The sequence below is a fragment of the Myceligenerans cantabricum genome, assembly GCF_054777735.1.
In genome coordinates, this window is record NZ_BAAHAJ010000005.1 from 15,554 (window position 1) to 28,613 (window position 13,060).

Genomic DNA, 13,060 nt, shown 5'->3' on the forward strand with positions numbered 1-13,060 from the left:
CCTCGCGTCCTTAGCGTTGCGATCCGGCAGCGGCCTCAGGCCTGCTGCGAAACCTGGGTCATCTCGAAAGGCTTCGGCTGCTGCGCCGCGTGCGGGTGCTCGGCACCCGCGTAGACCTTGAGCTTCTTGATCTGGTCGCGGCCGAGCGTCGTCTTCGGGATCATCCCGCGGACAGCCTTCTCGATCGCCTTGCGCGGGCTCTTCTCGATCAGCTCGCCGTACGGGGTGGCGGTCAGGCCGCCCGGGTAGCCGGAGTGGCGGTACGCCATCTTGTTCTCGCGCTTCTTGCCGCTGAGAGCAACCTTCTCCGCGTTGATGACGATGACGAAGTCACCGCCGTCGACGTGCGGAGCGAAGGTCGGCTTGTGCTTCCCGCGCAGCAGGGTGGCGACCTGGGAGGCCAGCCGGCCCAGGACGACGTCGGTCGCGTCGACGACGTGCCAGTCACGCTGGACGTCGCCGGGCTTGGGGGTGTACGTACGCACGGTTCGTAACCTTCTGTTCGGTGTCGTCGGGCGAGAAGCGGCGCCCGATGAGTCAGGGTCATTGTGCGCGGGAGCTCAGGTGACGTCCGGGCCAGACATCGGCACACGAGTGGGGCGCTGCCGGTGCAGGACGTCGGAGAAATAGCACAACGACGACCCAGAATACCCGGGCGTTCCGAGCAGGGTCAAAGCGAACCGGCCATCTGCCCGGAACGCGACACGTGGCGTTCGCCACCCCCTCGCCTGTGAGCGCCTGATGTGTCACCGTAGACGCATGAGTGGCGACACGACCGCCACGTCGCCGGATCCCGAGTACGGCGCCGAGGGCGACACAGATCAGTTGCAACAGGCCGACACGCTGGTCGACCGGGGGACCCCGGACGTCCTGGACGAGGGCTACTCCCCGCCGGACTTCCCCCGCAAGAACCACTGGGGCGAGACCGCGTGGGAGGAGTCCCAGGGGGAGCCCCTCGACCAGCGCCTCGCGGAGGAGGAGCCGGAGCACTGGGAGGGTGACCCGCTCACCCGCCCGGACTCGTCCCGCTCGGGCCGGCTCGTCGCCGACGACGACGCCGACCCCGGTGAGGACGGCCACCGCCAGAACGACCTCTACGGCGACGACGCCGGCATCGACGGCGCCGGCGCGAGCGCGGAGGAGGCCGCGGTCCACTGGGTCGAGGAGCCGTGAGGAGGGAGAGGAGGGGCTAGCCCAGCACCTCCTCGTCCATCCGCTTGGCGCGGACGCGCTCAGCGCGGTCGGCGAGCTCGCCGTCGCCCGGGTAGGCGACCTCTTCCAGGACGAGCCCCTGCGGCGGCACGACGGCGGCCCCCGCCTCCCGCTTCCGGCCGGCGAGCAGCGCGGCGGGCCACTCGACGGGACGCCGGCCCTCCCCCACGGCGATCGAGGCGCCGACGACGGCGCGGACCATGTTGTGGCAGAACGCGTCCGCGACGACGCGCGCCACCACGAGACCGTCGTCGCTCCCCGAGCCGGGGCGGTCCCAGCCGACGTCGAGCAGCTCGCGGATCGTCGTCGCGCCGGGGCGCGGCTTGCAGTAGGCCGCGAAGTCGTGCAGGCCGACGAGCGGGCGCACGGCCGCGTCCATGGCCTCGACGTCGAGCGGCTTGCGGCTGAACAGCACGTGGGTGCGGCGCAGGGGGTCGCGGTGGCCGGCGTCGTCGGCGATGCGGTACGTGTAGCGGCGGTGCAGGGCAGAGAACCGGGCGTCGAACCCGGCGGGCACGAGCGCTGCACCGTGCACGACGACGTCTGCGGGCAGCACGCCTGCCAGGCGCGCCACCATCGCGTCACCCGGGGAACGGTCGGAGCGTCCGGGCATCTGCTCCCACCGGCTCACCGGGACGTCCAGGTGAGCGACCTGGCCCCGCGCGTGCACGCCGGCGTCGGTACGGCCGGCGACGGTCAGGCGCGGCGCGGGGAGCCCCAGCGGCTCGGTCCGCAGGATCTGCGCGAGCCCGTCCTCAAGAACGCCCTGCACGGTGCGTTGCGTGGGCTGTCGCGCCCAGCCCGCGAACTTGGTGCCGTCGTAGGCGAGGTCGAGCCTGATCCGGATGCAGTCGTCCACGATGACATTGTCCCCTCCCGGCCAGACCGGCCCGCGGTCCCCAGCCGTGACCGTCCCGCTCGGGCGTAACGTTCGAGGCGTGAACGACGTTCTGACGCTCGCCGTGGACTGCGGCGGCAGCGGGATCAAGGCCGCCGTGCTCGACGCCGCCGGCACCGCCCACGCGCAACCGGTCCGCGTGCCGACGCCGTACCCGCTCGCCCCGGAGCTGCTGGTCGACGTGATCGCGAAGATCGCCGCCGACCTCCCCGGGGCACGGCGTACCACGGTGGGCATGCCGGGAATGGTCCGCAGCGGCGTCGTCGTCCACACGCCGCACTACGTCACGCGGTCCGGGCCGCGCTCCCGCGTCGACCCGGTGCTGGCCGCGGCCTGGGCGAACTTCGACATGCAGGCCGCCGTGGCGGACCGGCTCGGAATGCCGGCCCTCGTGCTGAACGACGCCGAGGTGCACGGTGCCGGCGTCGTCGCGGCCTCCGGGCTCGAGCTGGTGCTGACCCTCGGGACCGGCCTGGGGTCCGCGCACTTCCACGGCGGTCGGCTGGCTCCGCACCTCGAGTGGTCGCGCGCGCCGATCCGCCGCAGCCTCACGTACGACGAGTACGTCGGCGAGCCGGAACGCCGCCGGCTCGGGGACGGGCTCTGGTCGCGCCGCGTGGTGAACGTGGTCGAAGGGCTCCGGCCGGTGTTCCTCTGGGACCGGCTGTACCTTGGCGGGGGAAACTCGCGCAACATCACGCCGGCGGCACTGGCCCGGCTGGGCGACGACGTCGTCGTGGTGCCGAACTCGGCGGGCCTGGTCGGCGGCGCCCGCGCCTGGGACCTCCCGGAGACGTGACGCACGGGCCCGGCGACCGACGTCGAAGCCCCGCCACATCGGGGATGCGGCGGGGCTCCTGTGAGGGAGGAAGGGGGCTCAGGCCTCCTTCTTCTCCTCCGGCTCCTCAGCCGGGGCCTCGGTCGCCTCGGCGGTGGCCTCCGCGGCCGGAGCCTCCGGGGTCTCCTCGACCTCGGGCTCGGCCGGAGCGGCCTTCTCGGCGGCCTTCGTGGCCTCCTTGACGACGGCCTGCTTCGGGCTCACCGGCTCGGTGACGAGCTCGATGACGGCCATCGGCGCGTTGTCGCCCTTGCGGGCACCGATCTTCGTGATGCGCGTGTAGCCACCGTCACGCTCGGCCATGGTCGGCGCGATCTCGGTGAACAGCGTGTGCACCACGCCCTTGTCGCGGACGACGCGCAGGACCCGGCGACGCGCGTGCAGGTCACCCTTCTTCGCGAAGGTGATGAGACGCTCCGCCAGCGGGCGCAGGCGCTTCGCCTTGGTCTCGGTGGTCGTGATGCGGCCGTGCTCGAACAGCGCGGTGGACAGGTTCGCGAGGATCAGACGCTCGTGAGCCGGGCTACCGCCGAGACGCGCACCCTTGGTAGGGGTAGGCATTGCATGTGCTCCTTAGGGATGTACCGCCGCCGCGGCGCGTCCGGTCGCCCGGGACGCGCCTGCGGTGCGGGTGTCAGTACGACTGCTCGTCGCCGCCGCTGTAGCTGGGCGCCGCGTCGTCACCGCTGAAGTAGCTAGCCCCGGAGTCGAAGTCCAGGGGCGAGTCCTTCAGGCTCAGGTTCAGCTCCGCGAGCTTCTCCTTCACCTCGCTGATGGACTTGGCACCGAAGTTGCGGATGTCGAGCAGGTCCGCCTCGCTGCGCGCGACGAGCTCACCGACCTGGTGGATGCCCTCGCGCTTGAGGCAGTTGTACGACCGGATGGTGAGGTTGAGCTCCTCGATCGGGAGCGCCAGGTCCGCGGCGAGCGCGGTGTCCGTGGGCGACGGCCCGATCTCGATGCCCTCTGCCTCGACGTTCAGCTCACGGGCAAGGCCGAACAGCTCGACGAGTGTCTTGCCGGCCGAGGCGAGCGCGTCACGCGGCGCGATGGCCGACTTGCTCTCGACGTCGACGATGAGCTTGTCGAAGTCGGTGCGCTGCTCGACTCGGGTGGCCTCGACCTTGTACGTGACCTTGAGGACGGGCGAGTAGATCGAGTCGACCGGGATGCGGCCGATCTCCGCGTCGAACGACTTGTTCTGCGCGGCGGACACGTACCCACGGCCCCGCTCGACGGTCAGCTCGATCTCGAGCTTGCCCTTCTCGTTGAGCGTAGCGATGTGCAGGTCGGGGTTGTGGACCTCGACCCCCGCCGGCGGCACGATGTCCGCGGCGGTGACCACGCCGGTGCCCTGCTTGCGCAGGTACATCACGACGGGCTCGTCGTTCTCCGAGGAGACCACGAGGTTCTTGATGTTGAGGATGATCTCGGTGACGTCCTCCTTCACGCCCGCCACCGTGCTGAACTCGTGCAGCACGTTGTCGATGCGGATGGAGGTGACGGCCGCGCCCGGGATGGACGACAGCAGCGTACGGCGCAACGAGTTGCCGAGCGTGTAGCCGAAGCCGGGCTCGAGCGGCTCGATGGAGAACCGGGAACGGTACTCCGAGATGACCTCTTCGGTCAGCGTGGGTCGCTGTGCGATAAGCACTGTGGGTGTCCTTTCAGCGTGCGTCCGCTATATGACGCATCACGAATCGCGATCTCTCGCGGGCCCGGCAAGACTCTGTCCGCTCGCCGGGCGAAGGCGCTCACCCGTGGTGAGCGGTTGTCGCGGCTGCGGAGCACCCCGGCCCGGAGGCGGAGGCGCACCGCGCGCGACGAAGTCAGACGCGGCGACGCTTCGGGGGGCGGCAGCCGTTGTGCGCCTGCGGCGTCACGTCCTGGATCGAACCGACCTCGAGGCCGGTCGCCTGCAGGGAACGGATCGCGGTCTCCCGACCGGAGCCCGGGCCCTTGACGAAGACGTCGACCTTCTTCACGCCGTGCTCCTGGGCGCGACGGGCCGCCGACTCCGCGGCGAGCTGTGCCGCGTACGGGGTCGACTTGCGGGAGCCCTTGAAGCCGACGTGGCCGGCGGACGCCCACGAGACCACGGCACCGGACGGGTCCGTGATCGAGATGATGGTGTTGTTGAACGTGCTCTTGATGTGCGCCTGGCCGAGCGGGACGTTCTTCTTGTCCTTACGACGCGGCTTGCGAGTCTTGGGCGGCATGTGTTGCTCTCTATCTCCTGGTCTGGTCGGACCGGGGCGGGCGCTTCGCCGGACGGCGCTGCCCGCACCTCGGACTGCGTGTCAGCGGTTTCCTGGCTTCCGCGACGGCGATGCCTGCACCCTTGCGGGTGGGGGCACCACCGGTCAGCGGGCCTTCTTCTTGCCGGCGACGGTGCGCTTCGGACCCTTGCGGGTACGCGCGTTGGTCTTGGTGCGCTGACCGCGCACCGGCAGGCCGCGACGGTGACGCAGACCCTGGTAGGTACCGATCTCCACCTTGCGGCGGATGTCGGAAGCGACCTCACGGCGGAGGTCACCCTCGAGCTGGTAGCTGCCCTCGAGGTGGTCGCGGAGCGCGACGAGCTCGGCATCGCCGAGGTCCTTCACGCGGGTGTCGGGGTTGATCCCGGTCGCGGCAAGGGTCTCCTTGGCGCGGGTCCGGCCGACCCCGAAGATGTAGGTGAGCGCGATCTCGACCCGCTTTTCGCGAGGGAGGTCGACGCCGATAAGACGTGCCATGTGCCTGATGGCTCCTGTACTTCTCGTCCGGAGGTCTCCCGCACCGCCATCCCGCGAGGTCCGCGGGCCCCGGCCTCCGGGCCGAGGGTTCCCCCGCCGTGACGGCGGGTTCGAGGTGGTGCGCTGGTGGTGGCCGTGGCCACCGGTCCCGGGACAGGCCCGGGAGGTGATCAGCCCTGGCGCTGCTTGTGGCGCAGGTTGTCGCAGATCACCATGACGCGACCGTGCCGGCGAATCACCTTGCACTTGTCGCAGATCTTCTTGACGCTCGGCTTGACCTTCATGGTTTCCTCTGACTGTTTTGAAACGTGACGTCTCCCGAGTTCAGTGACCCGACTCCGCCCGTTTCGGCTGTTCTGAAACGCAGCGTTCACCCAGTTCAGCGATCGGGCTCCGCCCCGCTCCGGCTACTTGTAGCGGTAGACGATCCGGCCGCGGGACAGGTCGTACGGGCTGAGCTCAACCACGACCCGGTCCTCGGGAAGGATGCGGATGTAGTTCTGGCGCATCTTGCCCGAGATGTGGGCCAGCACCCTGTGACCGTTCTGCAACTCGACGCGGAACGTCGCGTTAGGCAGAGCCTCGATCACGCTGCCCTCGATCTCGATGACACCGTCCTTCTTACCCATATCCTCCGCTAACTCTCGTCGGCCAGTTCCTCGTGCCTGCCCTGAGGCGCGCGCAGAAGATACGCCGTCGTCAGAACGAGGATGTCGTTGGTGCAGCCGCAGATACCGGCCCGATGACGGAACCGCCACCCGGCCGAGACCGAGCCGCCAGTGTCCGACCAGCCGAAACGCAACCCGGGAGGTCGAACGTGCGGGGACTCTGCCCTTCTGCGTCGGAGCGCGGACTACACGCAACGACCCATCTTATCAGAGGTCGTACCTGGTCCCGGGAAGCCCGACCACCGTGTGCGGCAGCGCGCCCACGAAGAGGATCAGCATGGGCACCCAGCCCAGCAGGATGCCCGCGGACACGGCGAGCAGGCCCGGCCGGCCCTGGCGGCTCCAGAGCCACGCGCCCGCGATCCATCCCACGACAGCGAGCAGCAGCACCGACTCCCACATCCGCAGCGAGGTGCCGAACCCGGCCACGAGACCGGCCCAGAACCAGACGCTGAGGACCAGACGGCGGCCCCAGCGGCCGAGCCATCGCCCGAAGCGGGCGGACGCCGCCCCGGCGGCCGCTCCCGCACGCCGGCGCCAGGGCAGCCCGGTACCACGCGCTCCGGAACCCCCCGGCGCGGCGGCACCGCGGATCGAGGAGGCCGGCCGGAGGGCATGAGCGTCATCGGTCATGGCTCCGGAGCATAGCCAACTGACTCGAACTAAGTAAGGCTCGGGAGGGAACTCGTGACCCGATCGTGGCGCGTCAGCCGAGCGACAGCGCGTCGACACCGAGGTCACCCAGGCGGCCCGCTCCCCCGTCGTGCGCGGTCAGCACGCAGACCCCGTCGTCGAGGATCGCCACGCTGTGCTCCCAGTGCGCGGCATGCGACCCGTCGGTGGTCACCACCGTCCACCCGTCGTCGAGCACGTGGGTGTCCCCCGTGCCCAGCGTGACCATCGGCTCGACCGCGAGGCACATCCCGGGCCGCAGCCGCGGGCCCGGCTCCCGCACGCGATAGTTCACGACGTCCGGCGGCTGGTGCATGGCGGTCCCGATGCCGTGCCCGACGTACTCCTCGACGATCCCGTACTCGGCGCCGACGAGCTCACCCGCCAGGTCGACGCTCGCCTCGACGGCGCGCCCGACGTCGTTCAGCCTGCGCCCGCCGGCGAGCACCGCGATCCCGGCCCACATGGCCGCCTCCGTCGCCCGGACCAGCAGCGCGTCCGCCGTGGAGCCGCCCGCCGCCTCCACGGCGGCGTCGGAGGCGTCGAGTGGGAGCGCACCGCCGGACCCGAGCAGGAACGACGTCGCGGAGTCTCCGTGCCAGCCGTCCACGATCGCCCCGCAGTCCACGGAGACGACGTCGCCGACGCCGAGCACCCGCTCACCGGGGATCCCGTGGACGACCTCGTCACCCACGGAGACGCAGACCGTCGCGGGGAAGCCCTCGTATCCCAGGAACGACGGCGTCGCGCCGGCGTCACGGATGACTCTCGCCGCGACGGCGTCGAGGTCGGCGGTGCTCATCCCCGGGCGAGCGGCCTCGCGGACCGCGGCGAGCGCGTCAGCGACGACGAGGCCGGCGCGTCGCATGACGCGCATCTGCTCCGTCGTCTTGTACTCGATGCGCTCTCGTCCCAGCCCGAACACGGATCAGCGCCCCGGCGACGTTTCCGCGGGGTGGAGCGGAGGGCGAGGGCCGCACTCCGCGGCCCTCGCCCTCCGCTCACCCGCCGCCACGGTCATCCCAGCTGCGCGGCGAGCGAGGTCACGATCCGCGCGGTGACGTCCGGGATCTCTCCGACGCCGTCCACCTTGGCCAGCAGCCCTCGCTCGCCGTAGGCAGCGGTGAGCGGCGCGGTCTCGGCGTCGTAGATCGCGAGACGCTTCTCGATGGCCTCGGGAGTGTCGTCGGTGCGCCCCTCGTCCTCGGCCCGCTTCGCGAGACGGGCCAGCAGCTCGTCACGGTCCGCCGTCAGCTCGATGACGCCGTCCAGCTCCCAGCCGAGATCGGCGAGGATGTGGTCGAGCTCGGCCACCTGGGCCGCGTTGCGGGGGTAGCCGTCGAGCAGGAAGCCGTCGACGACGTCGGGCCGGCTGAGCCGGTCCCGCACCATCGCGTTCGTGACCTCGTCCGGGACGAGCTCGCCCCTCTCCGAATACGTCTTCGCGGTCCGGCCGAGCTCGGTCTCGCCCTTGATGTTCGCGCGGAAGATGTCGCCCGTGGAGATCGCCACGATGCCGAACGTCTCGGCGAGACGGGCGGCCTGCGTGCCCTTCCCAACGCCCTGGGGGCCCATGATGACGAGGCGCGTGACGCGCCCCTCGGGACCCTCGTGAACATGCACGTCGCTGCGAGAAGTGGTGGGAGTCTGACTCAACGGAGGAATCCTTCGTAGTGACGCTGCTGCAGCTGCGAGTCGATCTGCTTGACCGTCTCGAGACCGACCCCGACCACGATGAGGATCGAGCTGCCGCCGAACGGCAGGTTGGTGCTGACTCCCAGGAAGACGAGCACCAGCGTCGGGATCAGCGCGACCAGCGCGAGATACAGGGAACCCGCGGAGGTGATCCGGGTGATGACGAAGTCCAGGTACTCCGCGGTGGGCCGGCCGGCCCGGATGCCAGGGATGAAGCCGCCGTACTTCTTCATGTTGTCCGCGACCTCGTCCGGGTTGAACGTGATCGAGGTGTAGAAGAAGCAGAAGAAGATGATCATCAGCGTGTAGAGCGCGATGTACAGCGGCTCCGAGGGCTGGACCAGGTGGTTCGAGATCCAGATGACCCACTCGGCCTGCTGGTCCCCGAACTGGGCGATGAGGCCCGGCAGCGCCAGGATCGACGCCGCGAAGATCACCGGGATGACGCCGGCCATGTTGATCTTGATCGGGATGTAGGTACTCGTGCCGCCGTACATGCGGCGGCCCACCATGCGCTTCGCGTACTGCACGGGGATCCGGCGCTGCGACTGCTCGACGAACACGACCAGGCCGACCACCAGCACGATGACGACGATCATGATGATGAAGTTGAGGACGCCGTTGGCGCCGCCCGCGATCGACCAGAGGGCCGACGGGAAGCTCGCCGCGATGGAGGTGAAGATCAGCAGCGACATGCCGTTGCCGACGCCGCGCTCGGTGATGAGCTCGCCGAGCCACATGACCAGGCCGGTACCGGCCGTCATGGTGATGACCATGAGGATGGAGGTGAGCACCGTGTCGTCGGAGATCAGCGGCAGGTCGCACGGAAGCAGGAGACCCTGGCGCGCGGTCGTGATGACCGTCGTCGACTGCAGGATCGCCAGGGCGATCGTCAGGTAGCGGGTGTACTGCGTCAGCCTCGCCTGACCCTGCTGCCCCTCCTTGTGCAGCGCCTCGAACCGCGGGATGACCACGCGCAGGAGCTGGACGATGATGCTCGCCGTGATGTACGGCATGATCCCGAGAGCGAACACGGACAGCTGCAGCAGAGCTCCGCCGCTGAACACGTTGATCAGCCCGAGCAGGGAGTTGTCCTGCTGATCGCTCAGACATGCTTGGACGTTCTTATAGTCCACACCTGGCGTCGGGATGAACGACCCGACGCGGAACAGCGCCATGATCGCAATCGTGAACAGCAGCTTGCGCCGCAGGTCTGGCGTCCGGAAAGCCCGGCCGAATGCGCTGAGCACCCTGTCCTCCTGGCCCGCCTGCGCGGGGTCTCGTGTCGCCGGATCTCCCCGGCGAGATGTCATCGTCGCCCGCGGCCGACCTTCGTCGACATACGGGACCTGTCGGATTCTACGTTGCCTACGGGGTCGTCCGGACCACGCACGGGCCTAGTCTGCCCGACATCCGGCGTGACACCAGCACGGGACGCGCCCGGCCACACCGCTGTGCACCCGAATTCTCCGTGGACGACGGCGATGCTGCTGGTCCGTGCAGCTCTCGCCGTGTGCTCGACATGAATCCTTTAGGGCCGCCCGCGACCGGCGTCGCCGGCCGCGTCACCAGCCCGGGAGACAGCACAGGACCGGCGGCGCTCACGCGCTGCCGGCCCCGTACTTCCTGCTCAGTCCTCCGTGGGCTCGGCCACCGAACCGCCGGCGCCGAGGATCTTCTCCCTGGCGGAAGCCGAGACGCGGTCGACCGCGATCTCGAGCTTCACGGCGATGTCGCCGCCACCGAGAACCTTGACGGGCTGGTTCTTGCGAACCGCACCCTTCTCGACGAGGTCCTCGACGGTGACGGAGCCACCTTCGGGGTACAGTGCGGCGAGCTTGTCCAGGTTCACGACCTGGTACTCGACGCGGAACGGGTTCTTGAACCCACGCAGCTTCGGGAGGCGCATCTGCAGAGGAACCTGCCCGCCCTCGAAGCCCGCGGGAACCTGGTAGCGGGCCTTCGTGCCCTTGGTACCACGGCCCGCCGTCTTACCCTTCGACGCCTCGCCACGACCCACACGGGTCTTGGCGGTCTTGGCGCCCGGGGCCGGACGGAGGTGGTGGACCTTCAGCGGCTTGCTGTCCGCCATGATCACTCGACCTCCTCGACGGTGACGAGGTGCGACACCGTCTTGACCATGCCGCGGACCTCCGGGCGGTCCTCCTTCACGGCGCTGTCGCCGATCCGCTTGAGGCCCAGGGTCCGCAGCGTCTCACGCTGCTTGAACTTGCCCCCGATGGTGGACTTCACCTGGGTGACCTTCAGTCGAGCCATCACGCACCTGCCTTCGCCTCGGCGGCCGCGGCGACACCGCGGGCCTGTGCGCGCAGGAGCGCGGCCGGGGCCACGTCCTCCAGCGGCAGGCCACGACGTGCGGCGACGGCCTCGGGCTGCTCGAGCCCACGCAGCGCCGCAACCGTGGCGTGCACGATGTTGATCGCGTTCGACGAACCGAGCGACTTGCTCAGCACGTCGTGGATGCCGGCGCACTCCAGCACGGCGCGGACCGGGCCACCGGCGATCACACCGGTACCCGGCGAGGCCGGACGGAGGAACACGACACCGGCGGCCTCCTCACCCTGGATGGGGTGAGGGATGGTGCCCTGGATGCGCGGGACGCGGAAGAAGTTCTTCTTCGCCTCCTCGACACCCTTGGCGATCGCCGAGGGCACCTCCTTGGCCTTGCCGTAACCGACACCGACGGTGCCGTCGCCGTCGCCCACCACGACCAGCGCGGTGAAGCTGAAGCGGCGACCGCCCTTGACGACCTTGGCGACACGGTTGATGGTCACCACGCGCTCGACGAAGGCGTTCTTGTCCTCGCCCCGACCGCCACCACGGCGATCGTCACGGCGACCAGAACGACGTCCGTCGTTCTTCTTCTCGTTCCCGTTGGCGGCACCCTGGGGGGCGCCGCTGCGCTGCCCTGCAGCCATCAGAGAGTCCTCTTCTTCCGTGCGTCGGTCGTCACAGGGTCAGCCCGCCTTCACGGGCCCCGTCGGCGACTGCCGCCACCCGACCGTGGTACTTGTTGCCACCGCGGTCGAACACCACGGCCTCGACGCCGGCGGCCTTGGCACGCTCGGCAACCAGCTCGCCCACCTTGTGGGCCTTCGCTGTCTTGTCGCCGTCGAACGAACGCAGGTCCGCCTCCAGCGTGGAGGCCGACACGACGGTCTTGCCGACCGTGTCGTCCACGACCTGGGCAACCATGTGCCGCGAGGAACGGGTCACGACCAGGCGAGGCCGGACGGCGGTGCCGGCGACCTTCTTGCGGCCGCGCGCGTGACGGCGCTTGCGGGCAACAGCCTTGCCCTTGCCAAGAATCTTGATGGCCATCGTCACTTACCAGCCTTTCCGACCTTGCGGCGGACGTTCTCGCCGGCGTAGCGCACGCCCTTGCCCTTGTACGGCTCGGGCTTGCGGATCTTGCGGATGTTCGCCGCGACCTCGCCGACCTGCTGCTTGTCGATGCCGGACACGGAGAACTTGTTCGCGCCCTCGACCTTGAACGAGATGCCCTCGGGCGCCTCGACGACGACCGGGTGCGAGAAGCCGAGCGCGAACTCGAGGCTGGAGCCCTTCGCGAGCACGCGGTAACCGGTGCCGACGATCTCCAGCTTCTTCTCGTAGCCGTCCGTGACGCCGGTGATCATGTTCGACAGCAGCGTGCGGGTGAGGCCGTGCAGCGACTTCGAGAGCCGCTCGTCGTCCGGGCGGGACACCGTGATGGCGCCGTCGTCCAGAGCGATCGTGATGGGTGCGGCAACCGTGTGGTCGAGGGTCCCCTTGGGGCCCTTGACGGTCACGAGCGCACCGCTGATGGTGACGTCCACGCCGGCCGGGACCGGAACGGGGAGCTTGCCGATACGAGACATGCTTGTTTCTCCCTTCCGATTACCAGACGTAGGCGAGCACTTCGCCGCCGACGCCCTTGGACTCGGCCTGCCGGTCCGTCAGGAGACCGGAGGACGTGGACAGGATCGCCACGCCAAGGCCACCCAGCACCTGAGGCAGGCTGGTGGACTTCGCGTAGACGCGCAGGCCGGGCTTCGACACGCGGCGCACGCCGGAGATGGCGCGCTCACGGTTCTGGCCGTACTTCAGCGTGAGCGTGAGGCTCTTGCCCACCTGGGCGTCCTCGACGTTCCAGCCGGAGATGTAGCCCTCGGCCTGCAGGATCTTCGCGATGTTCGACTTCAGCTTCGACGACGGCATGGTGACCTCGTCGTGGTGAGCCGAGTTCGCGTTACGCAGACGGGTCAGCATGTCTGCGATCGGGTCGGTCATAGTCATCGGGCACTAGCCCTTCCTCGCCGCGGTATCCGGACCGTGC

The 13,060-nt window shown here is 69.5% G+C and carries 20 protein-coding genes; 2 read left to right on the top strand and 18 right to left on the bottom strand.

Annotated features, from left to right (window positions below):
* Positions 1 to 35: 35 nt before the first annotated feature.
* Complete coding sequence (rplM, locus tag ACYU96_RS04915) at positions 36 to 485, bottom strand: 50S ribosomal protein L13 (protein ID WP_460749715.1); 450 nt, start codon at positions 483 to 485, stop codon at positions 36 to 38.
* 274 nt (positions 486 to 759) lie between these two features.
* On the opposite strand from rplM, the gene ACYU96_RS04920 reads away from it, so the two are divergent.
* Positions 760 to 1,173: a DUF5709 domain-containing protein gene (locus ACYU96_RS04920; RefSeq protein WP_460749718.1), complete on the top strand. Its 414-nt coding sequence runs from the start codon at positions 760 to 762 to the stop codon at positions 1,171 to 1,173.
* 16 nt (positions 1,174 to 1,189) lie between these two features.
* Here ACYU96_RS04920 and truA read toward each other — a convergent pair whose 3' ends face one another.
* Positions 1,190 to 2,071: a tRNA pseudouridine(38-40) synthase TruA gene (gene truA, locus ACYU96_RS04925; protein WP_460749720.1), complete on the bottom strand. Its 882-nt coding sequence runs from the start codon at positions 2,069 to 2,071 to the stop codon at positions 1,190 to 1,192.
* Positions 2,072 to 2,150: 79 nt separating this feature from the next.
* Between truA and ACYU96_RS04930 the strand changes: the two genes are divergently transcribed.
* A complete protein-coding gene (locus ACYU96_RS04930) occupies positions 2,151 to 2,909 on the top strand; it encodes an ROK family protein (RefSeq protein WP_460749723.1) in 759 nt (252 codons plus the stop codon).
* Positions 2,910 to 2,987: 78 nt separating this feature from the next.
* Here ACYU96_RS04930 and rplQ read toward each other — a convergent pair whose 3' ends face one another.
* The 16 genes from rplQ to rpsH all read right to left on the bottom strand — a co-directional run bounded on the left by rplQ (position 2,988) and on the right by rpsH (position 13,020).
* Positions 2,988 to 3,509, bottom strand: coding sequence for a 50S ribosomal protein L17 (gene rplQ, locus ACYU96_RS04935; RefSeq protein ID WP_460749725.1), 522 nt, complete (start codon positions 3,507 to 3,509; stop codon positions 2,988 to 2,990).
* Positions 3,510 to 3,582: 73 nt separating this feature from the next.
* The gene (locus tag ACYU96_RS04940) at positions 3,583 to 4,602 is read right to left on the bottom strand and encodes a DNA-directed RNA polymerase subunit alpha (RefSeq protein ID WP_460749728.1); all 1,020 of its coding nucleotides are present in this window, start codon (positions 4,600 to 4,602) and stop codon (positions 3,583 to 3,585) included.
* Positions 4,603 to 4,777: 175 nt separating this feature from the next.
* Positions 4,778 to 5,167: a 30S ribosomal protein S11 gene (rpsK, locus tag ACYU96_RS04945; protein WP_123815716.1), complete on the bottom strand. Its 390-nt coding sequence runs from the start codon at positions 5,165 to 5,167 to the stop codon at positions 4,778 to 4,780.
* A 144-nt stretch (positions 5,168 to 5,311) separates the two neighbouring features.
* Complete coding sequence (rpsM, locus tag ACYU96_RS04950) at positions 5,312 to 5,686, bottom strand: 30S ribosomal protein S13 (RefSeq protein ID WP_460749731.1); 375 nt, start codon at positions 5,684 to 5,686, stop codon at positions 5,312 to 5,314.
* Between the two features lie 170 nt (positions 5,687 to 5,856).
* The gene (gene rpmJ, locus ACYU96_RS04955) at positions 5,857 to 5,970 is read right to left on the bottom strand and encodes a 50S ribosomal protein L36 (protein WP_003956441.1); all 114 of its coding nucleotides are present in this window, start codon (positions 5,968 to 5,970) and stop codon (positions 5,857 to 5,859) included.
* A 123-nt stretch (positions 5,971 to 6,093) separates the two neighbouring features.
* Positions 6,094 to 6,315 (bottom strand): translation initiation factor IF-1, encoded by a 222-nt coding sequence (infA, locus tag ACYU96_RS04960; RefSeq protein WP_460749733.1) that lies wholly within the window; start codon positions 6,313 to 6,315, stop codon positions 6,094 to 6,096.
* A gap of 246 nt (positions 6,316 to 6,561) precedes the next feature.
* On the bottom strand, positions 6,562 to 6,987 hold the full coding sequence (locus tag ACYU96_RS04965; RefSeq protein ID WP_460749736.1) for a hypothetical protein: 426 nt from the start codon (positions 6,985 to 6,987) through the stop codon (positions 6,562 to 6,564).
* 73 nt (positions 6,988 to 7,060) lie between these two features.
* Positions 7,061 to 7,951 carry a type I methionyl aminopeptidase gene (map, locus tag ACYU96_RS04970; protein WP_460749738.1) on the bottom strand — a complete coding sequence of 297 codons (891 nt, stop codon included), beginning with the start codon at positions 7,949 to 7,951 and terminating at the stop codon, positions 7,061 to 7,063.
* A gap of 92 nt (positions 7,952 to 8,043) precedes the next feature.
* Positions 8,044 to 8,601: an adenylate kinase gene (locus ACYU96_RS04975; protein ID WP_460750576.1), complete on the bottom strand. Its 558-nt coding sequence runs from the start codon at positions 8,599 to 8,601 to the stop codon at positions 8,044 to 8,046.
* A gap of 77 nt (positions 8,602 to 8,678) precedes the next feature.
* Entirely contained in the window at positions 8,679 to 9,971 is a 1,293-nt protein-coding gene (secY, locus tag ACYU96_RS04980; RefSeq protein ID WP_460749740.1) for a preprotein translocase subunit SecY, read from the bottom strand.
* 380 nt (positions 9,972 to 10,351) lie between these two features.
* A complete protein-coding gene (gene rplO / locus ACYU96_RS04985; protein WP_460749742.1) occupies positions 10,352 to 10,813 on the bottom strand; it encodes a 50S ribosomal protein L15 in 462 nt (153 codons plus the stop codon).
* A gap of 2 nt (positions 10,814 to 10,815) precedes the next feature.
* Positions 10,816 to 10,998 (bottom strand): 50S ribosomal protein L30, encoded by a 183-nt coding sequence (gene rpmD, locus ACYU96_RS04990; RefSeq protein WP_460749744.1) that lies wholly within the window; start codon positions 10,996 to 10,998, stop codon positions 10,816 to 10,818.
* Positions 10,998 to 11,660, bottom strand: a complete 663-nt coding sequence (rpsE, locus tag ACYU96_RS04995) for a 30S ribosomal protein S5 (RefSeq protein ID WP_460749747.1) — start codon at positions 11,658 to 11,660, stop codon at positions 10,998 to 11,000. The genes rpmD and rpsE overlap by 1 nt, the downstream gene beginning before the upstream one ends.
* Positions 11,661 to 11,691: 31 nt before the next feature.
* Positions 11,692 to 12,063 (bottom strand): 50S ribosomal protein L18, encoded by a 372-nt coding sequence (gene rplR / locus ACYU96_RS05000; RefSeq protein WP_460750579.1) that lies wholly within the window; start codon positions 12,061 to 12,063, stop codon positions 11,692 to 11,694.
* A gap of 2 nt (positions 12,064 to 12,065) precedes the next feature.
* Entirely contained in the window at positions 12,066 to 12,602 is a 537-nt protein-coding gene (gene rplF / locus ACYU96_RS05005) for a 50S ribosomal protein L6 (protein WP_460749750.1), read from the bottom strand.
* Positions 12,603 to 12,621: 19 nt separating this feature from the next.
* A complete protein-coding gene (gene rpsH / locus ACYU96_RS05010; protein WP_460749753.1) occupies positions 12,622 to 13,020 on the bottom strand; it encodes a 30S ribosomal protein S8 in 399 nt (132 codons plus the stop codon).
* Positions 13,021 to 13,060: the final 40 nt, after the last annotated feature.